The sequence below is a fragment of the Sphingomonas sp. genome, assembly GCF_035758555.1.
GTDB lineage: Bacteria > Pseudomonadota > Alphaproteobacteria > Sphingomonadales > Sphingomonadaceae > Sphingomonas_B.
In genome coordinates this window covers 1-21343 of record NZ_DASTXI010000116.1, presented here as the reverse complement: position 1 = coordinate 21343, position 21343 = coordinate 1, and the positions used below count along the sequence as shown (strand labels likewise).

The 21343-nt window shown below is 67.0% G+C and carries 20 protein-coding genes, 1 tRNA gene and 1 pseudogene; 11 read left to right on the top strand and 11 right to left on the bottom strand.

Translation table 11 applies throughout. The features are described from left to right. A pseudogene (locus VFT73_RS07310) lies at nucleotides 1–93 on the bottom strand (4-hydroxy-tetrahydrodipicolinate synthase); the annotation flags it as partial. 112 nt (nucleotides 94–205) lie between these two features. Between VFT73_RS07310 and VFT73_RS07305 the strand changes: the two are divergent. Then, nucleotides 206–2182 (top strand): lytic transglycosylase domain-containing protein, encoded by a 1977-nt coding sequence (locus tag VFT73_RS07305; RefSeq protein ID WP_326409559.1) that lies wholly within the window; start codon nucleotides 206–208, stop codon nucleotides 2180–2182. A gap of 75 nt (nucleotides 2183–2257) precedes the next feature. Next, nucleotides 2258–2743 (top strand): transcription elongation factor GreB, encoded by a 486-nt coding sequence (gene greB / locus VFT73_RS07300; RefSeq protein ID WP_326409558.1) that lies wholly within the window; start codon nucleotides 2258–2260, stop codon nucleotides 2741–2743. Nucleotides 2744–2747: 4 nt separating this feature from the next. Here the strand turns inward: greB and VFT73_RS07295 are convergent, their stop codons facing one another. The 3 genes from VFT73_RS07295 to aspS form a co-directional block, all read right to left on the bottom strand. Further along, complete coding sequence (locus tag VFT73_RS07295; RefSeq protein ID WP_326409557.1) at nucleotides 2748–3356, bottom strand: TonB family protein; 609 nt, start codon at nucleotides 3354–3356, stop codon at nucleotides 2748–2750. Beyond that, nucleotides 3356–4129: a polyphosphate kinase gene (locus VFT73_RS07290; RefSeq protein WP_326409555.1), complete on the bottom strand. Its 774-nt coding sequence runs from the start codon at nucleotides 4127–4129 to the stop codon at nucleotides 3356–3358. The genes VFT73_RS07295 and VFT73_RS07290 overlap by 1 nt, the downstream gene beginning before the upstream one ends. Before the next feature lie 106 nt (nucleotides 4130–4235). After that, entirely contained in the window at nucleotides 4236–6053 is a 1818-nt protein-coding gene (gene aspS, locus VFT73_RS07285) for an aspartate--tRNA ligase (protein ID WP_326409560.1), read from the bottom strand. A 182-nt stretch (nucleotides 6054–6235) separates the two neighbouring features. Here aspS and rnd point away from each other — a divergent pair, with 182 nt between their 5' ends. Continuing rightward, the gene (rnd, locus tag VFT73_RS07280; RefSeq protein ID WP_326409554.1) at nucleotides 6236–7402 is read left to right on the top strand and encodes a ribonuclease D; all 1167 of its coding nucleotides are present in this window, start codon (nucleotides 6236–6238) and stop codon (nucleotides 7400–7402) included. 40 nt (nucleotides 7403–7442) lie between these two features. On the opposite strand, the gene VFT73_RS07275 is transcribed toward rnd, so the two are convergent. From VFT73_RS07275 to VFT73_RS07260, 4 genes are read right to left on the bottom strand one after another with little or no spacing between them, the layout of a single operon-like run. After that, nucleotides 7443–8936 carry a Ppx/GppA family phosphatase gene (locus VFT73_RS07275; protein ID WP_326409553.1) on the bottom strand — a complete coding sequence of 498 codons (1494 nt, stop codon included), beginning with the start codon at nucleotides 8934–8936 and terminating at the stop codon, nucleotides 7443–7445. Next, entirely contained in the window at nucleotides 8933–11071 is a 2139-nt protein-coding gene (locus tag VFT73_RS07270) for an RNA degradosome polyphosphate kinase (RefSeq protein ID WP_326409551.1), read from the bottom strand. The genes VFT73_RS07275 and VFT73_RS07270 overlap by 4 nt, the downstream gene beginning before the upstream one ends. Continuing rightward, nucleotides 11071–11676: a DnaA ATPase domain-containing protein gene (locus tag VFT73_RS07265; protein WP_326409550.1), complete on the bottom strand. Its 606-nt coding sequence runs from the start codon at nucleotides 11674–11676 to the stop codon at nucleotides 11071–11073. The genes VFT73_RS07270 and VFT73_RS07265 overlap by 1 nt, the downstream gene beginning before the upstream one ends. Beyond that, complete coding sequence (locus VFT73_RS07260) at nucleotides 11673–12956, bottom strand: heavy-metal-associated domain-containing protein (RefSeq protein ID WP_326409549.1); 1284 nt, start codon at nucleotides 12954–12956, stop codon at nucleotides 11673–11675. The genes VFT73_RS07265 and VFT73_RS07260 overlap by 4 nt, the downstream gene beginning before the upstream one ends. 60 nt (nucleotides 12957–13016) lie before the next feature. On the opposite strand from VFT73_RS07260, the gene purM reads away from it, so the two are divergent. The 3 genes from purM (at nucleotide 13017) to VFT73_RS07245 (ending at nucleotide 15904) form a co-directional block, all read left to right on the top strand. Beyond that, complete coding sequence (gene purM, locus VFT73_RS07255) at nucleotides 13017–14111, top strand: phosphoribosylformylglycinamidine cyclo-ligase (protein WP_326409547.1); 1095 nt, start codon at nucleotides 13017–13019, stop codon at nucleotides 14109–14111. 249 nt (nucleotides 14112–14360) lie between these two features. After that, nucleotides 14361–15305: a phosphoribosylglycinamide formyltransferase gene (purN, locus tag VFT73_RS07250; protein WP_326409545.1), complete on the top strand. Its 945-nt coding sequence runs from the start codon at nucleotides 14361–14363 to the stop codon at nucleotides 15303–15305. Continuing rightward, nucleotides 15302–15904, top strand: a complete 603-nt coding sequence (locus tag VFT73_RS07245) for a hypothetical protein (protein WP_326409543.1) — start codon at nucleotides 15302–15304, stop codon at nucleotides 15902–15904. The genes purN and VFT73_RS07245 overlap by 4 nt, the downstream gene beginning before the upstream one ends. Before the next feature lie 119 nt (nucleotides 15905–16023). Here the strand turns inward: VFT73_RS07245 and VFT73_RS07240 are convergent, their stop codons facing one another. Further along, on the bottom strand, nucleotides 16024–17877 hold the full coding sequence (locus VFT73_RS07240) for a CocE/NonD family hydrolase (RefSeq protein WP_326409541.1): 1854 nt from the start codon (nucleotides 17875–17877) through the stop codon (nucleotides 16024–16026). 218 nt (nucleotides 17878–18095) lie between these two features. On the opposite strand from VFT73_RS07240, the gene rplM reads away from it, so the two are divergent. Together rplM and rpsI are read left to right on the top strand one after the other, a co-directional pair. Next, on the top strand, nucleotides 18096–18575 hold the full coding sequence (gene rplM / locus VFT73_RS07235; protein ID WP_326409540.1) for a 50S ribosomal protein L13: 480 nt from the start codon (nucleotides 18096–18098) through the stop codon (nucleotides 18573–18575). After that, complete coding sequence (rpsI, locus tag VFT73_RS07230; protein ID WP_326409539.1) at nucleotides 18575–19102, top strand: 30S ribosomal protein S9; 528 nt, start codon at nucleotides 18575–18577, stop codon at nucleotides 19100–19102. Before rplM ends, rpsI begins: the two co-directional genes overlap by 1 nt. A 76-nt stretch (nucleotides 19103–19178) precedes the next feature. Here the strand turns inward: rpsI and VFT73_RS07225 are convergent, their stop codons facing one another. Next, nucleotides 19179–19352, bottom strand: a complete 174-nt coding sequence (locus VFT73_RS07225; protein WP_326409538.1) for a hypothetical protein — start codon at nucleotides 19350–19352, stop codon at nucleotides 19179–19181. 205 nt (nucleotides 19353–19557) lie between these two features. Here VFT73_RS07225 and VFT73_RS07220 point away from each other — a divergent pair, with 205 nt between their 5' ends. Beyond that, entirely contained in the window at nucleotides 19558–20241 is a 684-nt protein-coding gene (locus VFT73_RS07220; protein WP_326409536.1) for a phosphoribosyltransferase, read from the top strand. A gap of 11 nt (nucleotides 20242–20252) precedes the next feature. Continuing rightward, nucleotides 20253–20435 carry a DUF3008 family protein gene (locus VFT73_RS07215; protein ID WP_326409535.1) on the top strand — a complete coding sequence of 61 codons (183 nt, stop codon included), beginning with the start codon at nucleotides 20253–20255 and terminating at the stop codon, nucleotides 20433–20435. A 41-nt stretch (nucleotides 20436–20476) separates the two neighbouring features. Here VFT73_RS07215 and VFT73_RS07210 read toward each other — a convergent pair. Next, a tRNA-Ser gene (locus tag VFT73_RS07210) sits at nucleotides 20477–20567 on the bottom strand. Nucleotides 20568–20628: 61 nt separating this feature from the next. Here VFT73_RS07210 and VFT73_RS07205 point away from each other — a divergent pair. Next, the coding region (locus VFT73_RS07205; RefSeq protein WP_326409533.1) for a peptidylprolyl isomerase at nucleotides 20629–21343 on the top strand (715 nt) is incomplete at its 3' end.

Genomic DNA, 21343 nt, shown 5'->3' with positions numbered 1-21343 from the left:
GACCTGCCAATCGACGAACGCCTTGTATCCCGCCTCATCGATCGATCCGTCGCAAAAAAGGGTCACCAGAGCCGGAAACGAGCCGGAAAACATAGATTTGCTCCTTCACGCGACTCGCCGCGTCAGGCATTGTCAAAAACCAGGTACGGGGAGCGTCATGGTCAATTCACCGCCCAATAAGGATCAGGAGTCTAACCTGTCCAGCATGGTGAAACGGCTCCTGCTTCCATCCGTCCTGCTGCTCTGCACGGCCAGCGTGGTGATCGCCGATCCGACCACGCCGCTGACGATGCAGCCCGCCTCTCCCCAAGCGCCCTACGATGCCGGCGATCCGGTGGTCGCGGCGATCCCGCAATGGGATGCGCTGCGCCAGAGCGACAATCTGCCGTTCGACAGCTATGCGAGCTTTCTGATCGCGCACCCCGGCTGGCCGGGCGAAGCCGCGATGCGGCGGGCGGCGGAGCGCGCGCTGGCGCCGGATTCGATCTCTCCGACGCGGGTGATCGCGTTCTTCGACAAATTCCCGCCGCTGACCAACATCGGCCAGGCGCGCTATGCCGAGGCGCTAGCCTCCGCCGGGCGTCCGCGCGAGGCGCTGGAGGCGGCGCGCAAGGCCTGGACCTCCGGCTCGCTGACTCCCACCGACGAGGCGCTGGTCCTCGGCCGCTTCGGCAGTCAGTTCACGCCCGCCGACCAGGACGAGCGGATGGACCGGCTGCTCTGGGCCGGCAAGACCAGCGCCGCGGAGCGCCAGATCGACCTGACCTCGCCGGCCAAACGCGCGCTGTTCCAGGCGCGGCTGGCGCTTCGCACCAACGCACCCGACGCGCAGCAGCTGGCCGACGCGCTGCCCGCGACGGCACAGAACGACGCCGGCTTCATCGCCGACAAGGCGGTCTGGCTGCGCGCGGCTTCGCCCGATGCGGCGCGCGCCTGGCTCGCGCGGCCGCGGCAGCTGACCGGACGCCCCGCCGAAGTGGAGCGCTGGTTCGAGCTGCTGCTGTCGACCGCGCGGAGCGCCGACGAGGCCGGCGACGGACGCGGCGTCTATCAGATCGCGCGATTGCTCGACCAGACCTATGCGCCCGGCACCGTCGTGCGCGAGCGGCCGCTCGGCGAGCGCGACGATTATACCAGCATCGCCTGGCTCGCCGGCTGGACGGCGCTTTATGGCGGCCGCGCATCGGACGCTGTCGGCATGTTCGAGCGCTATGCGAACGCCGCCCGATCGCCGCAGACCCAGGCCAAAGGCCATTACTGGGCGGCGCGCGCGGCCCAGGCCGCCGGCCGCGCCCCGGAGGCGAACCGCTTCTACGAGGAAGCGGCCGAGCATCCGGACCAATATTACGGCCAGCTGGCGCTCGAGCGGCTCGGCCGTCCGATCCCGGCGCCGGGCACGCTGGGCGCGACCACGCCCACGCCTTCGGAGCGCGTCGCCTTCAACAAGCGCGAAATCGTGCGCGCCGCGCGTATCCTCGGCCAGCAGGGCGACTGGCAGGACCAGAGCCAGTTCATCCGCGCAATCGCGGCGAGCGTCGAGACCGACGCCGAGCACGCGCTGGCCAACGAGCTGGCGCAGGGGATCGGCCGCCCGGACCTGGCGGTGATGGTCGGCCGCAGCGCGCGGCTGAACGGCGCCAGCGACTATGTCCGCGCCGGCTATCCGCAAGTGAAGCTGCCGCAGGGCCAGGAGGCCTGGTCGACGATCATCCACGCGATCGCGCGGCAGGAAAGCCAGTTCGACCGCGAAGCGGTCAGCCGTGCCGGCGCGCGCGGGCTGATGCAGCTGATGCCGGCCACGGCGCGCGAGGCGGCGGCGAAGATCGGGCTCGACTATGACGCCAGCGCGCTGACCACCGACACCGGCTATAATATCCAGCTGGGATCGAACTATTTCCAGCGCATGCTCGCCTATAACGACGGCTGCTATCCGCTGGCGATCGCCGCCTACAATGCCGGCCAGGGCAATGTGAACAAGTGGATTCGCGCCAATGGCGACCCGCGCCTCCCCGGCGCCGATATGGTCAAGTGGATCGAGCAGATCCCGTTCTCCGAGACTCGCGGCTATGTGCAGCACGTGCTGGAGAATGCGGTCGTCTACGACACGCTTCACCCGGAAAAGGCGACGATGCGCGGGCCGAACCTGCTGAGCGCGTATCTGGGGAAGAGCAGCCGGGGGTAATTGATCCGTTCGTGTCGAGCGCAGTCGAGACACCGCTTCTCGACTTCGCTCGAAGCGAACGGATATGAGGACTGCGTGCCCGATCCTCGCCCCAACTATATCACGCCTGCCGGCTTTGCGGCGCTTCGTGCCGAATATGACCGGCTGTTCGCCGACGAGCGCCCGAAGCTGGTGGAGACGATCAGCTGGGCCGCCGGCAACGGCGACCGCTCCGAGAACGGCGATTACATCTATGGCCGCAAGCGCCTGCGCGAGATCGACCGCACGCTCGCCCGCCTCTCCGCCAAGATGAAGGCGGCGAAGGTCGTCGATCCTGCCCAGCAACCGGACAAGGCACGCGTCTATTTCGGCGCGACCGTCACGATCGCGGATGAGGACGACAACCAGCGGACGCTGACGATCGTCGGTAACGACGAGGCGGATGCCGGCAAAGGCCTGGTGGGGTGGGACTCGCCGATCGCCCGCGCGCTGCGGGGTGCTGCCGTCGGTGACCTGCGGCGGATCACGCTCCCCGGTGGCGAGCGGGAATATGAGATCGTCATGATCAGCTATCCAAGCTGAAGATTTATTGGGTCACTTTGAACTCTATGCGCCTCACGCGCACGGCGCGGACAGGCATGCCATCAGGCCCCAATAGAGGCTGAGGCATCTTCACTTTGGAAACTGTTACACATGCGAGGCTATCGAGTTGCCGTGAACCGCTCGTTTTTTCGATCTCGCAGCTTTCCACAGCACCGTCGGAAGCTTCGACCAATCGGAGGATAACCGAACCCTTGGCGCGCGCCGGCAATCGATTGACGGGCAGTACTAGATCCGCTGGCATCTCAGATAGCGGAGCCTTACGCGGAGGTATACTCCATCTTACTGCATGCCGTATCGTTCCAGGCAGGGCTTGACCGTTGCCATCGCGGGCAGGAGTGAAATGCCCGCGGACCAAGATCGCGGCGCAGCTTTTTCGATCGAGGTCAATGACCCCGCTACTCACGATCGTACTGCAAGCGAAAGGCTTGCCGCTTTCGCTCACAGATATTTCGAACCAGGTTGTTCCGACCTTGTTCTTATCCAAGGCTGATGTCGGATAGTCGGCGGAAAAGAACCATTTTTCAGGGTGCGCCGCCTGTGGAAGACTGATTTGGGCAGCAGACAAAAGTATAGCGCTGAACAAATTCATCATCAGTCCTTCAACTCCTCCCGCACCAGCTTTTCCAGCTCCGGGTCCATCGGCGGCGGGTCCATCGGGACGCGGGCTTCGAGTTGGTCGGCGATGGCGGTGAGGGCGGCGATGCGGGCGGATTTCTTGTCGTTGCCGTCGATCACGGTCCAGGGCGCCCAGCGGGTGTCGGTGGCGCGGAACATCTCGTCGGCGGCCCAGAGATAAGCGGGGCGCTTGGAGCGGTTGCGGAAATCGTCGGGGCCGGTCTTCCAGCGCTTCCACGGGTCGTCGAAGCGCTTCTTCAGGCGCCTGTCCTGCGTGTCCTGCGTGATGTGGACGAACAGCTTGACGATGGTGGTGCCGATGTCGCGTTGCTGCGCCTCGAACTCGTTGATCTCGTCATAGGCACGCTTCCATTCGGCCTCGGTCGCGAAGCCCTCGACGCGCTCGACCAGCACGCGGCCGTACCAGCTGCGGTCGAACACCGCGATGTTGCCGGCGCGCGGCAGCTTTTGCCAGAAACGCCAGAGGAAGTGGCGGTCCTTTTCTTCCGCAGTGGGCGCGGCGACGGGGAAGACCTCGAAATAGCGCGGGTCCCATTTCGCGGTGAGCCGCTGGATGAGGCCGCCCTTCCCCGCTGCGTCCCAGCCTTCGAACGCGATGATCGCGCGGCGCCTGTGCACGATGTGCGCGACCTGGATGCGCGCGAGCCGGTCCTGCAGCGCGGCCAGGTCATCGGCATAGTCGCCGGCGTGGTCCGCGCCGCGTTCGTAGTCGGAGAGATTTAATGCCACGCGCTACACCTAAACGTTCGTCCCGAGCGAAGTCGAGGGGCGCGTGTTCGGACTCTGTGCCAGCGCCCCTCGACTTCGCTCGGGACGAGCGGACGTGGAAACCCCGTTACTCCGGCCGGACGGCCTCTGCGGCCAGCTTCGTGTCCTTGGCGCCCGGACCGTCCACCGTGCGGATGTGGAGTTCGCGGAGCTGCTTCGGGGTCACCTGGCTCGGCGCGCCCATCATCAGGTCCTCGGCGCGCTGGTTCATCGGGAAGAGGATGACTTCGCGGATGTTCGGCTCGTCGGCCAGCAGCATGACGATGCGGTCGATCCCCGGCGCCGAGCCGCCGTGCGGGGGCGCGCCGAACTTGAACGCGTTGATCATGCCGGCGAAGTTGGTGTCGACGTCTTCCTTGGAATAGCCGGCAATCTCGAACGCCTTGTACATGATCTCGGGCCGGTGGTTCCGGATCGCGCCCGATGACAGCTCCACGCCGTTGCAGACGATGTCGTACTGGTAGGCGAGGATATCGAGCGGGTCCTTCGTCTCCAGCGCTTCCAGCTCGCCCTGCGGCATCGAGAAGGGGTTGTGCGAAAAGTCGATCTTCTTCGCGTCCTCGTCATATTCGTACATCGGGAAGTCGACGATCCAGCAGAACTCGAACCGGTTCTGGTCGATCAGCCCGAGCTGTTCGCCGATGCGGGTGCGCGCGGCGCCGGCGAGCTTGGCCGCCTGCGCCTCCTTGCCGGCGGCGAAGAAAATGCCGTCGTCGGGGCCGAGTCCAAGCTCCGCGATCAGCTTGCGGGTCGCTTCCTCGCCGTGGTTCTTCGCGATCGGGCCGCCCAACTCCCCACCCTTCTGGGTGATGTAGCCAAGGCCGGCATGGCCTTCAGCGCGCGCCCAGTCATTCATGTCGTCGAAGAATTTGCGGCTCTTGTCGGCGGTGTTCGGCGCCGGGATCGCACGGACGACCGAGCCGCCCTCGACCAGCCGCGCGAACAGGCCGAAGCCGGAGCCCTTGAAGTGTTCCGACACGTCGGCGATGACGATCGGGTTCCTGAGGTCCGGCTTGTCGGAGCCGTATTTCAGCATCGCCTCCCGGTATGGGATGCGCGGGAACGGCGCCGGACTGACGGCACGGCCATTCGCGAATTCCTCGAACACGCCGTGCAGCACGGGCTCGATTGCCGCGAAAACATCGTCTTGCGTGACGAAGCTCATTTCGAAATCGAGCTGGTAGAACTCGCCGGGCGATCGGTCGGCGCGGGCATCCTCGTCACGGAAGCAGGGCGCGATCTGGAAGTAGCGATCGAAGCCTGCGACCATGATCAGCTGCTTGAACATCTGCGGCGCCTGGGGAAGCGCGTAGAATTTGCCCGGGTGGACACGGCTGGGCACGAGATAGTCGCGCGCGCCTTCGGGGCTGGACGCGGTCAGGATCGGCGTCTGGAACTCCGTGAAGCCCTGGTCGATCATCCGGCGGCGGATCGAGCTGATCACATGGCTGCGCAGCACGATATTCGCGTGCAGCCGCTCGCGGCGCAGATCGAGGAAGCGGTAGCGGAGGCGAATATCCTCCGGATAATCGGCCTCGCCCGCCACCGGCATCGGCAGCTCCTGCGCCTGCGACTGGATCGAGACGGCGTTGGCGAAGACCTCGATATCGCCGGTCGGCAGGTTCGCGTTGGTCGTGCCCGCCGCGCGCGCCTTCACGACGCCGTCGATCGTCACCACCGATTCGACGCGCACTCCCTCCAGCACCGGCAGCGCGGGCGAGTCGACGTCCGCCACCACCTGGGTGATGCCGTAATGGTCGCGCAGGTCGACGAAGAGCACGCCGCCATGGTCGCGCTTGCGGTGCACCCAACCGGAAAGCCGGACGGTCTGCCCGACGTCAAAGGCGCGGAGCGCGCCGCAGGTGTGAGTGCGGTAGGCGTGCATCTGTCGGTCCATTCTTCGGCGTCATTCCGGCGAAAGCCGGAATCCACCTGCCTTTCGCGTCAGACCGAAAGAAGAAGAAGGTGGATTCCCGCTTTCGCGGGAATGACAGGTAAAATCGTCGCGCGGCGCTTCCTAGCGCGCGGCGGGATTGTCAAGGCGCGTGACAAAGCTATTGCGCTACCATGCAAATCCATCCGCTGATTACCGACAGCGCCACTCTCGCCGATCTCTGCGCCCGTCTCGCCAAATCCCGCTTCGTTGCGGTCGATACCGAATTCATGCGCGAGAACACCTATTGGCCGGACCTGTGCCTGATCCAGATCGCCGACGAACAGGAAGCCGCAGCGATCGATCCGAAGGCGGACGGCATCGACCTGCAGCCGCTGCTCGACCTGCTGGTGAAGAACCAGGAAGTGCTGAAGGTCTTCCACGCCGGCGGGCAGGACGTGGAGATCATTCATAACCTGACCGGCAAGACGCCGCATCCGATCTTCGATACCCAGATCGCGGCGATGGCGCTGGGGCAAGGCGAGCAGATCGGCTACGGCAATCTGGTCGATAGCTGGCTCGGCATCCAGCTCGACAAGGGCGCGCGCTTCACCGACTGGGCGCGTCGGCCGCTGGACCGGCGGCAGATCGACTATGCGATCGGCGATGTGACCCATCTGGTCCGCATCTTTCCGATGATCGTCAACCGGCTCGTCAAGCAGGGCCGCGGCTATTGGCTGGACGAGGAGATGGAGCGGCTGGCCGACCCCGCCAATTACGAGAACGACCCCGAGCTGGCCTGGCAGCGGGTCAAGATTCCGAGCCGCAAGGCGGAGGTGCTGGGGCGGCTGAAGGCGCTCGCGGCGTGGCGCGAGAAGGAGGCGCGGGGCAAGAATCTGCCGCGCGGCCGCATCGTCAAGGACGAGACGCTGGCCGATATCGCCGCCCATCCGCCGCGCGAACAGCCCGACCTCGCCAAGGTTCGCGGCCTGTCGGCAAGCTGGGGCGGCAACGATATCGGCGGGCGTCTGATGAAGGCGCTGGCCGAGGCGAAGCCGCTCGGCCCCGACGAGATGCCGCGCGAGGAGCGCAGGCCCGGCCTGGGCAAGGAAGGTTCGCTGGTCGCCGACCTCCTGAAGCTGCTGCTGAAGATCCGCGCGCGCGAGATCGACGTCGCGCCGCGGCTGCTCGCCCGGACCGACGAGCTGGAGCTGCTGGCGGCGGGGCGGCGCGAGGGGCTCGCGATCCTCGAGGGCTGGCGCTGCGAGCAATTCGGCAAGGACGCGCTCGACCTGGTCGAGGGGCGGCTGGCGTTCGCGGTCAAGAACGGCAAGCTGAAGATGACGCGGACCGAGTCCTAGGCGCAGAATTTCCGCTCGAACTGCACCTGGAGTTCAGGTCCTAAACCAGCCGCGCTTCCAGCCCCATTGCGTCGGCGAGCTGGCGGAAGCGCTTTTCGACCGCTTCGCCGAAGAGGCCGCGGTCCTGGCCCGGAAGGCTCAGGCACAACGCCCTGCCCTCCACTTTCAGCGACGAACGCCTGAGCGGGCCGGCGACGCCGCCGCTGAGCCGCTGGCCGAGGCGGATCGCGAGGCCCCAGCGGACGGCGCGGCGCACGTCGTTCTCGCCGGCGAGCGTCGCCAGCGCGCCGAGCGAGCCTGCGCCGCCGCCGAACGCGGTGAACAGCGCCTGCCCCAGCAGCACGCGCCCGCGGGCGTCGATGCCGACCCAATTGCCGTGCGCGCCGGTCTCGAACGCACGTTCGGCGCGGAACTCCGGATTGGCGCGCCAGCCGGTGTCGCCGAGCAGGCAGGCGGCGAGGCGCAGCCGCGCGTCGGTGTTCTTCGGGAACAGCGGCGCGATCCAGCGGTCGAGCAGTTCGCCATGTTCGGGAAAGCGGCCCTGGACGTCCGCTTCTTCCCGGCAGGCGGCGATCAGCGGATCCTCGGCCCGGATGCCGTCCGGCAAGTCGCCGAACAGCAGCCCTTCGCGCAGACCATAGGCGGAGACCGTCAGGCTCTTGCTCTGCAGCTCGCGGACGAGCACCGACAGCATGGCCGAGGCTTCGCCCAGCATCGCGATGCGCGAGCCGGACAGCGACGGCACCAGCCGAAGCTGCTCACGGCTGCTCTGCGCCACGGTTCGGGCGAGCCGCGCCGCCGAGCCGGGTGCCATCACATATTGATGGACGATCGGCAGCGGATAGCCGGACAAAGCCATGTCGATCCGGGCGAGCGCTCGCCACGATCCGCCGACCAGATAGAGCGGCAGCCCGCGCGCCTGCTTCAGCCAGGGGGCGCGGGCGAAATGCTCCGACACCGCCGAGTCGAGCGCGCCTTTGCGGCCGTCGAGCCCCGCGATGCGGAGCACGCCCAGCGGGAAGGAGGCGCGATCCAGCACGCGGCCGCCGGCGATGCGCGTCAGTTCGAGGCTGCCGCCGCCCAGATCGCCGACCAAACCGTCGGCATCGGGGATGGCCGAGAGCACGCCCAGCGCCGCGGCCTCCGCTTCCTCCTGACCGGAGAGGAGCTCGACCGTCAGCCCCAGCTCCGCCGCGCGCGCGACCAGCTCGGCTCCGTTGGTGGCATCGCGCACCGCGGCGGTGCCGACGATGCGCAGCCGCTCGATCCGCATTTCGTCGCTGAGTAATTTGAAGCGGGCGAGCGCGCGTAGCGCCGCGTCGATCGAGGCCTTCGGAATGGCGCCCGTCGCATCAAGGCTGCGCCCGAGGCCGGCCATGATCTTTTCGTTGAACATGGTCGCCGGGATGCGTGCCGGGCCGCCATAGACGACGAGGCGGATCGAGTTGGACCCGATATCGATGATCGCCGACTTCGCCGCGCGGGCGTGGCGGACCGCCGCAGCGGGGCGATCGAGCACGGCCGTGTCGGTCACCGGCGCCTCAGGCTCAAGGTCGGCACCGCATCGCTGTTCGCAAGCGACTTGCCGCGGCCGCTCAAGGAGGGGTTGGTCATGAAATAGCGGTGCAGGTTGAACGGCCGCTCGCCGGGCGCATCGCGGACATAGGAGCCGTCGGGCTGGAGCTCCCAGCTCTGTTCATTGTCTATCAGGTTGGCGACCATCACCTGGTCCAGAACCTGATCGTGGACGGTCGGGTTCACGATCGGCAGCATATATTCGACCCGCCGATCGAAATTGCGCGGCATCCAGTCGGCCGAGGAGATGAAGACTTTCGCCTTGTCGTTGGGCAGCGCGCGGCCGTTGCCGAACGCGAAGATGCGGCTGTGCTCCAGGAAGCGGCCGATGATCGACTTGACGCGGATATTCTCCGACAGGCCCGGCACGCCGGGCCGGAGGCAGCAGATGCCGCGGATCACCAGGTCGACATGGACGCCGGCTGCGCTTGCGGCATAGAGCTTCTCGATCATCGCCGGATCGACCAGCGAGTTCATCTTGGCCCAGATGCTGGCCGGACGCCCGGCCCCGGCGTGCGCGATCTCGTCGTCGATCAAGGCAGACAGCCGCTCGCGCAGGTGCAGCGGAGAGATGGTCAACAGCTCCAGGCTGGTCGGCTCGACATAGCCGGTGATGTAATTGAACAGCTGCGCCGCATCCCGCCCGACGCGCGGATCGGCGGTGAAGAAGCTCAGGTCGGTGTATACCTTCGCAGTGATCGGATGGTAGTTGCCGGTCCCGAAATGGCAGTAGGTGCGGTAGCCGCCCTCCTCCCGCCGCACGACCATCGAAACCTTGGCGTGCGTCTTCCACTCGATGAAGCCGTAGACGACCTGCACGCCGGCGCGTTCGAGCGCCGAGGCCCAAAGCAGGTTCTGCTCCTCGTCGAACCGGGCCTTCAGCTCGACCACGGCGGTGACGGACTTGCCGGCCTCGGCCGCGTCGATCAGCGCGCGGATCACCGCCGACTGCTTGCCCGCCCGGTAGAGCGTCTGCTTGATCGCCACGACATCGGGATCGGCTGCGGCCTGGCTGAGAAAGGCGAGCACCACGTCGAACGTCTCGTACGGGTGATGGACGACGATGTCCTTCGCCTTGATCGCCGCGAAGCAATCCCCGCCATACTCGCGGATACGCTCCGGAAAACGGGGCGAGAACGGGTCCCATTTAAGGTCGGGCCGATCCTCCTCGACCAGAGCCTCAAGGTCGCCGATGCCGAGCAGGCCGCCGGCGACGGTGGCGATGGTGTCGCCGCCCAGCTCCTCACGAACCTGGCGTTCGAGCGCTTCGGGAATGCCTTCCTCAAGCTCCAGCCGGATCACGCGGCCGCGGCGGCGGCGCTTGATCGCGCTGCGGAAGTAGCGGACCAGGTCCTCGGCCTCTTCCTCGATCTCGATATCGCTGTCGCGGATCACGCGGAACACGCCGGAGCCGTTCACCTCGTATCCCGGGAAAAGGAGACCGGTGAAGGCGCGCAGTACCGATTCCATCGCGATGTAGCACGCCCGATCGCCGGGAATCCTCACGAACGGCGGCAGCGTCGGCGGCAGCATCACCAGCTCGCGGATCGGCTCCTTGTCCGACAGGCGGACAAGATCGAAAACCACGCCGAGCCCCCGATTGGGGATGAACGGGAACGGGTGCGCCGGATCGAGCGCCTGCGGCGTGATGATCGGGAAAATATGGGCGCGGAAATGCCCTTCCAGCCAGTCGCGCGCCTCGTCCGGCAGACTATGTTCGTCGACCAGCACGATATCCGTCGCGGCAAGCGCTTCGCGCAGGTCTGCCCAGACGCGCTGCTGTGCCTGCATCAGCGCCTCCGCCTCGGCGGTGACGGCGGCGAGCTGCTGGTTGACGGTGAAGCCCTCGGGCGACCGCTCGTCGACCTCCTGCAGCTGCTGGCCCTTCAGGCCGGCGACGCGGACCATGAAGAATTCGTCGAGATTGTTGCCGGAGATCGAGAGGAACCTGAGCCGCTCCAGCAGCGGATGGTTCGGGTTGCAGGCTTCCTCCAGCACGCGCCGGTTGAAGGCGAGCCAGCTCAGCTCACGGTTGAAATAGCGCTGGCCGTCGCTCGGCGCCGCTTCCTCGCGCAGGGCCGGTTCGGGGCGCATCAGAACAAATCCTCCTGCTTCGCGCCGAACGTATCGCGCGCCAGCTTGATCGACAATCGCACGTGCCTTGCAAGGGCTGCCTCGTCGAGTGCGTCGACGGCCTGGATGATGCCGATATGGGTGCGCTCGATCCGCGGCACCAGCCAAGGCACGAGCCCGGGCGGGACCTGCAGGTTGCGCTGGAGCAGCAGCTTTTCGATCAGGCCGGCCGCCAGTTCATCGTCGGGATCGCCGAGGCCGATCACCGGGGTGGCCGACAATCGCGTCCTGAGGTCCGGCAGCCGCACTTTCCAGGCAGGCGGCGCTTCGTCGGCAACGATCAGCAGCGGCCGGTGGCTTTCCTGTGCGGCATTCCAGGCGTGGAACAGCTCTTCCTCCGGCCGGCGATCGGCGTCGTCGATCAAGCGCCCGCCGGACTTCCGCGCGAACAGGCGGCCGAGCAGGCTGCGGCCGGACTTGCGCGGGCCGACGAGCAAGGTCGCCATCACCGGCCATGTGCCCCAATGTTCGAGGTGCTTCACCGCCCGCGCGTTGCTTTCGCCGACGATGAAGTCTTCCTGACGCTCGTCGGCGGGCCAGCCGAGCGGCAGCGCCATCTGGCTCATTTGCGAGCCGGGGTTCCGCTCGGGCTGGGCGAAGGCGACGCCGGGGCCGCGGGCGCGCCGCGCCGGATGCGCAGCGTGTTCGGGCCCTGCTGGACCTGCCACCCGCGTGCCTGCAGTGCCGCCGCCAGCGTCGCCTGATCGCCGGCGAAGTTCACCCGCATCACCGACACGCCGCCGAGCGCCAGGCTTGCCGTCTGCGCCGTGCGCACGCCGGGAATGCCGCGCAGCGTCGCTTCGCCCGCGCTGACAGAGGCGACATCGGGCGTGTCGTACTGGACGTTGATGACCGAAACGCCGGGCGTCAGCGTGTCTGTGATCAGGGTCGCCGATTCTTCCGGAATCGCGTTCGCAAGCGCGTCCAATTCCTCGTCGGTCGGCGCGACGGGCTCTGCGATCAGCGACGGGTCGGGCACCAGCCGCCCCTGCTGCAGCGCCTGGACGAACAGGGCGTCCATCCGCTTCACGCCTTCGTCCATCAGCTTGGGCAGGCCGTCGGCCGAATCGACGCGGAGGACGAAGCCGCCCAGATATTCGCGATCGGGACCGTGATAGGCGGTGAATTTCGCGATCACGGGTCCGCCCGGCCATTGCCGCTGGATCTCGACCTGCGGGATCAGCACGTCGGCGGCGCCATAGCCGTCGATCAGCAGCCGCCACCAGGTGCGGCCCGGGCGCCGCGTCTGCGCGGGGGTCAGGATCAGCGAATCGACGCCGGTGCCGGTCGGACGGACATAGTCGATCGGGCTGCTGCCGGTGCGGAAGCGCGCCCAGGCCTTTTGCCATTCGGTGCGCGTCTCGAACGATTGCGGCACCCCGCCGGACCACTGCACCGGGATCATCAGCATCGGCGCGGAGCGGAGCAGGTTGCCGGTGGTGCCGAGGATCGTGCCGGCGCGGGCGCGGTCGAACAGCACGCCGAGACGCGCGATATAGCGGTGCGGCCCGATCTGCTCGTTCTCGACGACGATGCCGGCGACGATCCCGTCCAGCGCCGAATCGGACAGGTTCGGCCCGTTTTCGCCGCCGTGCGTGCGCGCCCAGAGCGCGTCCCAGCCCTTGCGCTGCGCGAGCCGCCAGCCGGCCAGCCGGGCGGCCTCCGAATTGGCGGCGTAGACGTCGACGTCGATGCCGGTCACCTCGAAGCTCGACGAGCTGTCGACCGGGGGCACGCCGCGGTCGCCGCCCTCGATCTGCGCGCGCAGCACTGCCGCGGCACCGAGCGCCACGATCAGCAACAGGACCAACGGAATCGGAACGGAGAAACGGCGCAGTGCGATCACGGCGCCCTTCTGGCGCGTCCCCGGTGGAAATCCAAGCGTCTTGTGGCTAGGGCGGCCGCCATGAGTGAGGGCGACAGCTATACCTATGCCCGGGCGGGCGTTTCGATCGCGGCCGGAAATGCGCTGGTGAAGGCGATCGCGCCGCTGGCCAAGGCGACGCGCCGGCCGGGTGCCGATGCCGAACTGGGCGGGTTCGGCGGCTTCTTCGACCTGAAGGCGGCGGGCTATCGCGACCCGCTGCTGGTCGCCGCCAACGACGGCGTCGGCACCAAGCTGAAGCTCGCGATCGAGCACGACCGGCACGACGGCGTCGGCATCGACCTGGTCGCGATGTGCGCGAACGACCTGATCGTGCAGGGCGCCGAGCCGCTGTTCTTCCTCGACTATTACGCGACGGGTAAGCTGGAGAGCGGGGTCGCCGAGCGCGTGATCGCGGGGATCGCCGAGGGCTGCCGCCAGGCCGGCTGCGCGCTGATCGGCGGCGAGACGGCGGAAATGCCGGGCATGTATGCCGATGGCGACTATGACCTCGCCGGCTTCTGCGTCGGCGCGGTGGAGCGCGACCAGGCGCTGACCGGCGACCGGGTGAAGGCTGGGGACATGATCCTGGGCCTTGCCTCAACCGGTGTCCATTCGAACGGCTATTCGCTGGTGCGCCGACTGGCCGCGGACAAGGGCTGGAAGCTCAGCCGCCCGGCCCTGTTCGACCAGGACGTGCTGCTGATCGACGCGCTGATGGCGCCGACGCGCATCTATGTGAAATCGCTGCTCCCGCTGGTCCGCGAGGGGCGGATTGCGGCGCTGGCCCATATCACCGGCGGCGGGCTGCTGGAGAATGTCCCGCGCGTGCTGCCCGAAAACCTCCACGCCCGCATCGACGCGGACGCCTGGCCGCAGTCGCGGCTGATGGCATTCCTGCAGGCGCAGGGCGCGATCGAGCCGGCGGAGATGGCGCGTACCTTCAACTGCGGCGTCGGCATGGTCGCGGTGGTCGCCCCGGAACAGGCGGACGGCGTCAAGGCCGCGCTTGAAGCCGCGGGCGAGACGGTGTTCGTGATCGGCCGCGTCGAAGCGGGCCCGCGCGGCTGCACCGTGGTTGGCTCGGACGAAGCGTGGTCGGCACGAGAGGCCTGGGAGGCGAAGCACCTTGCCTGAGCGGGATCCGGTTCACGCGAAGACGCGAAGACGCGAAGATAAAGATTCACGCGGAGGCGCGGAGGCGCGGAGGGCCTGGTTCCGCGAAGCGGCTTCAGCGCTTTATTTGGGGCATGGAAAAGGTTGCTCGCTGGCGCGAGCGGATGGGCGAGATGCGGCCCCTCTGCGCCTCCGCGCCTCCGCGCGAACAAATACCTTTCTTCTTCTTCGCGTCTTCGCGGCTTCGCGTGAACCAATTGGAAGCTGGGCATGAGCAAGGCCAAAGTCGCCGTGCTCATCTCCGGGCGCGGGTCGAACATGGCAGCTTTGCTCTATGCCTCGCGGCTGCCGGATTGCCCGTACGAAATCGTGCTGGTGACTGGCGATAAACCGGGCGCGCCGGGCTTGGCCCTAGCCGAGGCCGAGGGTGTGGCGGTCGTTCGACTTCCTGCCTATACGCCCAAAGACAAGGGCCAGTTCTACGGTGCGCTGCATAGGGCGCTGGAGCGAGCTGGCGTCGAGTACATCGCACTTGCCGGCTTCATGCGCATCCTGCCAGGCGACTTCATTGAAAAATGGGCCGGGCGGATCGTCAATGTTCACCCCTCGCTGTTGCCGAAATACAAGGGCCTCGACACCCACGCGCGGGCGATCGAAGCGAAGGACGCGGCCGCCGGCTGCTCGGTGCACGTCGTGACGGCGGAACTCGATGACGGGCCGGTGCTGGGCCAGGTCGAAGTCGCGGTGCTGCCCGACGACACGGCCGAGACGCTCGCCGCGCGCGTGCTGATCGCGGAGCACCAGCTCTATCCGCGCGCGCTTGCCGACTATGTGATGCGCGACCGCACGCCCGAAGCGAAGCTCGCGCGCGTGCGCGAGATCGCGATGGCGCTGCCGGGCGCCGAGGAAACCACGTCGCACGGCATGCCGTGCTTCCGCGTGGCTGGCGGCAAGATGTTCTGCTATTTCACGCACGACCATCACGGCGACGGCATCGTCGCGATCATCGTCAAGACCAGCGGACCCGACGAGCAGGCGCAGCTGATCGATCAGGACCCGGACGTCTATTACCGCCCTGCCTATTTCGGGCCGAGCGGCTGGATCGGCGTGCGGCTGGACACTCCCGACACGGACTGGGATCATATCGCCGACCGGATCGAGCTCAGCTGGAAGCTGGTCGCGCCGCGCAAATTGCTAGGGATCAGAGAGTTTTGAACCAGACCCCTGAGGAACGGCGCGAAGCCGCCGAAATTCGCCGCCGCTGGATCACGCTGGGGGAAGTGGTCGCCGTCCTGGCGGTGCTGATCTCCGCCGCGACGCTGTGGAACAGCTATGCCGAGCGCAAGAGCGCCGAGGCGGACCGTGCGGCAGACGCGCAGAAGGAGCACAAGGTCGAGGCCGCGCTGGTGCTCCGCGCGCATGCTGTGGACGACGGCAAGAGGCTCACGATCGAGGCCGTCGATGCCGACCAGGTGATCCAGAGCCAGCGGCTGATCCTGCCGGCAAAGCTGAGCGTGGCGCCAATCGAGACGGCGGGCGACGCGCGCATCGAGGCGCGCTGGCTGTCCGATGCGCTGAAGGAGTCGGACGCCAAGCGCACCAATGCCGGCGACCTGCGCGTGCCGATCGCGATCGTCAGCCGCTTCACCAGCAAGGGCGAGATGCACAGCGCGGCGGCGGTCTATCAGCTCGCCTATGTCCGCGAGGGGAATTTGCTGGGCGGCAGCAGCATCAGGCTGCGCGGGCTATCGCTGGTGAGTCGCGTGCCGGAAGCCCAGGCGCAGGAGGCGGTGGACCGCGCGTTCAGGCGCTGAGCGGTTTTATGCGGCGCCCCCTCTCCGCTCGTCCCGAGCGGAGCGCGAAGCGCGTAGTCGAGGGGCGCGGGCTCCGAGCAGCGCCCCTCGACTTCGCTCGGGACGAGCGGCTTTGTCGGCTATGAACCCTTACCGACCACCGGCAGCCACACTGCGCTCGGGTGCGCGGCATCGTGGTAGATCGTCTGCGTCGCCTTCCGGTAGTCTCCCGGTTTCGCGTTGAAGATGTTCGGGACGAAGGTCTGCGGGTTGCGGTCGTAGAGCGGGAACAGGCTCGACTGGACCTGCACCATCATCCGGTGGCCGGGCTCGAACACGTGGTTCACGTTCGGCAGCGACCAGTGATAATTCTCCGCCTTGCCCGGCTTCAGTGCTACTGGCTTCTCGAAGCTGTGGACGTAGCGGCCACGGAAGATCTCGATCCCGATCGGCAGCTCCGAGCCGTCGGGCGAGACGTCGATCAGCTTCACCACCCAGTCGCTGTCGGTGCCGCTGGTCGCGGCCCACAGATCGACCTTGGGCGCGCCCATGATGTGCACCGGCTTGTCGAGCGGCGCGGAGGTGTAGGTCAGCACATCAGGCCGGCTCTCGACGAAACGCTGGTCGTGCACCAGCCAGGTCCGCCAAACGTCGTTCTCGCGGAAGTGCACCGGCCGCGGCACGAACGGCACCGGCTTGGCGGGATCGGAGACATAGGTGTCGGAGCCGCCGTCCGGCTTGCTCCATGACAGGCCGAAGCTGCCCTGCAGGTAGAGCGGCGTCGCCGTGCCGGCCGGCCATTTCGGCGTGACCTGCCAAGCGTCCGCGCCCGTCGCATAAGTGAGCACCGGCGGCGTCGGCGTTTGTGCCGCGCCGTCCTTCAGGTAGCGATCGAGGAACGGCTTCATGTAATCGCGGCGGAACTGAAGGCCGGTATCGCCCTTCACCTTCACCTGGCCGAGCTCGCGCGCTTCGTAGTTGACGCCGCTGTGGCGCCAGGGGCCGATCACCAGCGACACCATATCGTTGTTCGTGTCCTGCGGTTCCAGCGCGCGATAGACCGCGGGCGCGCCGTAGCTGTCTTCCTGGTCCCATTGGCCGACGACCAGCATCGTCGGCACGGTCAGCTTGCGGGCGCCGAGCAATTTGTCGACCGCCTGGTTCTGCCAATAGCTGTCGTACGCCGGATGCTCCATGAACTTGCGGGTGACGGCGAACGCATCGAGGCCATAGGCGCGGGCGAAGTCCCCGGCCGAGCCCGCCTCCAGATAGGTCGTGTAATCATCGCCATCGCCGTGCGGGATGTCGCCGCCGTTATCCTTTGCCATCTGGCCGGTGAAATAGTCGAAGCTGTTCAGGCGGAAGGCCCCGTTGTGGAACCAGTCGTCGCCCATCCAGCCGTCGACCATCGGGCTCTGCGGCACCGCCGCCTTCAGCGCAGGGTGCGGGTCGACCAGCGCCATCAGCGAGGTGAAGCCGAGATAGGAGGAGCCGGTGATGCCGACCTTCCCGTTCGATTCCGGCACGTTCTTCACCAGCCAGTCGATCGTGTCGTAGGCGTCGGTGGCGTGGTCGACGGGCGTGTTATTGAGCGGCCCCCGGAGCGGCCGGTTCATCACATAGTCGCCCTCCGACTTATGGAGCCCGCGCACATCCTGATAGACGCGGATATAGCCGTCGTCGACGAACATCGCGTCCATCACCGGCAGGATGTCCTCGATCTTCTGGCTCGGGATGCGCCAGGTCGCCTTGTCCGCATCATAGGGCGTGCGGCTGAGCAGGATCGGGCCATCCTTCGTGCCCTTGCGCATCACGATGACGGTGAACAGCTTCACCCCGTCGCGCATCGGGATCATCACCTCGCGCCGGATATAGTCGGCCTGCGGGCGGACGCGCTGATATTCGGCGACCGTGTCCGGCGCCATCGGCGGCGTCTGGGCGGCGGCGATTGCGGGAGCGAGGGCGAGCGTTACGAGCAACAGGGCTTTGGTCATGGCGCGGGTTTGTTGCACCCGCGATCCTGATTGTCACCCCTGCCCCACTCGCTCGGGACGAGCGGACTCTTTTGCGGCTCCAGGAGCAGTGGTATCATTTTACCCGTCATGAATCGCGCCGTTTTGCTTGACTTTTCGCCCCTCCCCACGCAAATGCCCCGCCAGCAGCGCCGCCCCTAGCCGGGCGGCGTCGTTTGTTTCCAACGTCAGAGGTAGCCATGAAGGCGCTCATGAAGACGACCAAGTCGGCCACGCCGGCGACGGTCGAGAAGAAGTGGCATCTGATCGATGCCGACGGGCTGGTGGTCGGGCGTCTCGCCACGATCGTCGCCAATATCCTGCGCGGCAAGCACAAGCCGAGCTTCACCCCCCACATCGATTGTGGCGACAACGTCATCATCGTCAATGCGGGCAAGGTGCGGTTCACCGGCAACAAGCTGCAGGACAAGATGTATTACAAGCACACCGGCTATCCCGGCGGCTTGAAGGAAATCACCGCGGGCAAGGTGCTCGAGGGCCGCTTCCCGGAGCGCGTGCTCGAAAAGGCGATCGAGCGGATGATCCCGCGCGGTCCGCTTGGCCGCCAGCAGATGCGGAACCTCCGCATCTTCGCCGGCCCGGAGCATGATCATGCTGCGCAGAACCCCGAGGTGCTCGACGTCGCCTCGATGAACCGCAAGAACAAGGTGGGCGCATAATGTCCGATACGCGTCAGTCCCTCGCCGACCTCGGCAACATCACCCAGGGCGTGGAGCCCGCCGTCGCTGCCGAAGGCGAAGCCGCCGCTCCCGTCGCGACGCAGCCCAGCGCGCCGCTCCGCGAGCAGCAGATCGACAAACAGGGTCGCGCCTATGCGACCGGCCGCCGCAAGGACGCGGTCGCCCGCGTCTGGCTGAAGCCGGGCAGCGGCAAGATCGTCGTCAACGGCCGCGATCAGGAAGTCTATTTCGCCCGCCCGACGCTGCGCCTGGTCATCAACCAGCCGTTCGACGTCGCCGAGCGTCGCGAGCAGTATGACGTGATCGCGACCGTGAAGGGCGGCGGGCTTTCGGGCCAGGCCGGTGCGGTCAAGCACGGCATTGCCCAGGCGCTGAGCCGCTACGAGCCGGCGCTGCGTTCGGCAGTGAAGGCCGCCGGCTTCCTGACCCGCGACTCGCGCGTCGTTGAACGCAAGAAGTACGGCCGCGCCAAGGCCCGCCGCAGCTTCCAGTTCTCGAAGCGCTAAGGCCTGCGGTTCACCGCAAAAGCAAAGGGCGGTCCCGACGGGGCCGCCCTTTTCGATTCCGCCATGCGCGCGGCCGCTATTTCTTGCGGCCTTTGCCCTTGTCCCGGTTCGCGTAAAGCATCGCCGCGACCAGGGCGGCCGAGCCGATGCCGACGCCCACCCCAGCCGCAAGCCATGCGGTGCGGTTTTCGGGCGGCGCCTTCTCCTCGCCATCCTTGTGAAGCTGCGCTGACTTTACGATCTCGTTCACCGGTTTCTCCGTCGGATTGCCTGCCGCGTCATCGGCAGGCGCGTTCCCGGGCGACGTTTCGGGGGCGACACGAGGCACGTCAAGACTGGGCACCGAAAATCTCCTTGTTCGATGCCCCAACGATCCGCGCGCGCGACCGTTTCCATTCGCATGCCCCGCGACGGAACAGGCGCCCCGCGCTTTCCGTTACCGCAGCGGAGGTTCGATGGTCTTCGGCATATCCGATGGCGGCAGAGCGGCCCTGTTCGACGACCGGCGCGACGCGGGCCGTCAGCTGGCGCACGCGGCGCGCGGCTATGCGGTCGAAGACCCGGTCGTGCTGGCCCTGCCACGCGGCGGCGTGCCGGTCGGTTACGAAGTGGCGAAGGCGCTCGGCGCACCGATGGACCTGGTCTTCGTGCGCAAGATCGGCGCGCCCGGGCATCCCGAATACGGCATCGGCGCCGTGGTGGACGGCGATCCTCCCCAGGTCGTGCTGAACGACGTCGCGCGGCAGCTCGGGATTCCGGCCGCCTATGTCGAGGAGCAGAAACGACGCGAACTGCAGGAAATCGAACGCCGCCGCCGCGCCTATCTGGGCGACCGCGAGCCCCTGGCCGTGAAAGGCCGCACGGTGATCGTCGTCGACGACGGGATCGCGACCGGAGGGACGGTGCGAGCGTCGCTGCGGGCCTTGCGCGGCGCGGAGGCAGGGCGGCTGATCCTGGCCGTGCCCGTTGCCGCCGCCGATACGATCGAAAGCCTCAGGTCCGAAGCCGACGAGATCCTGTGCCTGGCGACGCCGGAACCCTTCTACGCGGTCGGGCTCTATTACCGCGATTTCGATCAGACCAGCGACGAGGAAGTGGTGCGCCTGCTCGGGGCGGCGCTGCGGATGGAACAGACGTAAAGGAGAAGCAAATGCCTGCCAAATCGAAGAAGCAGCAAATGGCCGCCGGCGCGGCGCTGGCCGTCAAGGAAGGCGAAAAGCCGAAATCGAGCCTGAAGGGCGCATCGAAGCAGATGGAATCCTCGATGACCAAGAAGGAGCTCGAAAAGCTCGCCCACACCAAGCGCAGCAAACTGCCCGACAAGAAGAGCTGAGCCGCGCGTCGCGACGGCGGAGGCGCTGCCTGGGCGACAGGTGGCGGAGCGGGAGGGATTCGAACCCTCGATACGGTTTTGCCGTATACTCACTTTCCAGGCGAGCGCCTTCGACCACTCGGCCACCGCTCCGCATGCCTGTTGAAGCGCTGTCCCCTATCCTCTGGTTCGGCGCCGTGCAATGCTTTGCGGCATGCCGACGATGCTCCTGCTGCTGCAAGCCGCCGCCCCTGCCCCCGCTCCTGCTGCGAAGGCGCCTAGCGAGATCGTCGCGGCGGCGCCGGCTTCCGACTGGGTCGATATCGCGCCCGACGATCTGCTGGTGATGCAACTCGCGCCCGATCGCGACGGGAACGCGCGGAAGGTGGTAATCCAGCTGATGCCGCCGCCCTTCTCCCAGCCCTGGATCGCGAACATCAGAACGCTGGCGAAGGCACATTGGTGGGACGGCACCGCCGTCACGCGCGTGCAGGACAACTATGTCGCGCAATGGGGCGACCCGACCGAGAAGAAGCCGCTGCCGGCTGGGATGCGGAAGACGTCGCAAGCTCAATACGAGAGTGATCGCGACCACAAATCGCTCGAGCGACTGCTCGCTCGCATGACCGATCAGAAAATCGGCTTCAACCTCCAGCAAGCGTGGGATGGTCACGAGCCGCAGGCGGTGATCCTCGCCGATCCCACATCGTTAGAGGATGGCTTCGTTGATGGCTGGCCGATCGCCTCAAAGCTCGCATCTGCCTGGCCCATTCACTGCTATGGCATGGTCGGCGTCGGCCGGAATCTGCCGCCCGATGCGGGCAGCGGCGCCGAGCTCTACACCGTGATCGGTCATGCGCCGCGACACCTTGACCGCAACATCGCGCTGGTCGGGCGCGTGGTGGAGGGGATCGAGAACCTGTCCAGCC

What these genes read in the sequence shown, in the direction of transcription:
- rpsI (WP_326409539.1), top strand. Translation starts at nt 18,575, where the DNA reads ATGTCCGATACGCGTCAGTCCCTCGCCGACCTCGGCAACATCACCCAG.
- VFT73_RS07215 (WP_326409535.1), top strand. Translation starts at nt 20,253, where the DNA reads ATGCCTGCCAAATCGAAGAAGCAGCAAATGGCCGCCGGCGCGGCGCTG.
- VFT73_RS07270 (WP_326409551.1), bottom strand. Translation starts at nt 11,071, where the DNA reads ATGCGCCCCGAACCGGCCCTGCGCGAGGAAGCGGCGCCGAGCGACGGC.
- VFT73_RS07295 (WP_326409557.1), bottom strand. Translation starts at nt 3,356, where the DNA reads ATGATGAATTTGTTCAGCGCTATACTTTTGTCTGCTGCCCAAATCAGT.
- purM (WP_326409547.1), top strand. Translation starts at nt 13,017, where the DNA reads ATGAGTGAGGGCGACAGCTATACCTATGCCCGGGCGGGCGTTTCGATC.
- VFT73_RS07220 (WP_326409536.1), top strand. Translation starts at nt 19,558, where the DNA reads ATGGTCTTCGGCATATCCGATGGCGGCAGAGCGGCCCTGTTCGACGAC.
- VFT73_RS07265 (WP_326409550.1), bottom strand. Translation starts at nt 11,676, where the DNA reads ATGAGCCAGATGGCGCTGCCGCTCGGCTGGCCCGCCGACGAGCGTCAG.
- VFT73_RS07305 (WP_326409559.1), top strand. Translation starts at nt 206, where the DNA reads ATGGTGAAACGGCTCCTGCTTCCATCCGTCCTGCTGCTCTGCACGGCC.
- rplM (WP_326409540.1), top strand. Translation starts at nt 18,096, where the DNA reads ATGAAGGCGCTCATGAAGACGACCAAGTCGGCCACGCCGGCGACGGTC.
- rnd (WP_326409554.1), top strand. Translation starts at nt 6,236, where the DNA reads ATGCAAATCCATCCGCTGATTACCGACAGCGCCACTCTCGCCGATCTC.
- purN (WP_326409545.1), top strand. Translation starts at nt 14,361, where the DNA reads ATGAGCAAGGCCAAAGTCGCCGTGCTCATCTCCGGGCGCGGGTCGAAC.
- VFT73_RS07240 (WP_326409541.1), bottom strand. Translation starts at nt 17,877, where the DNA reads ATGACCAAAGCCCTGTTGCTCGTAACGCTCGCCCTCGCTCCCGCAATC.
- aspS (WP_326409560.1), bottom strand. Translation starts at nt 6,053, where the DNA reads ATGCACGCCTACCGCACTCACACCTGCGGCGCGCTCCGCGCCTTTGAC.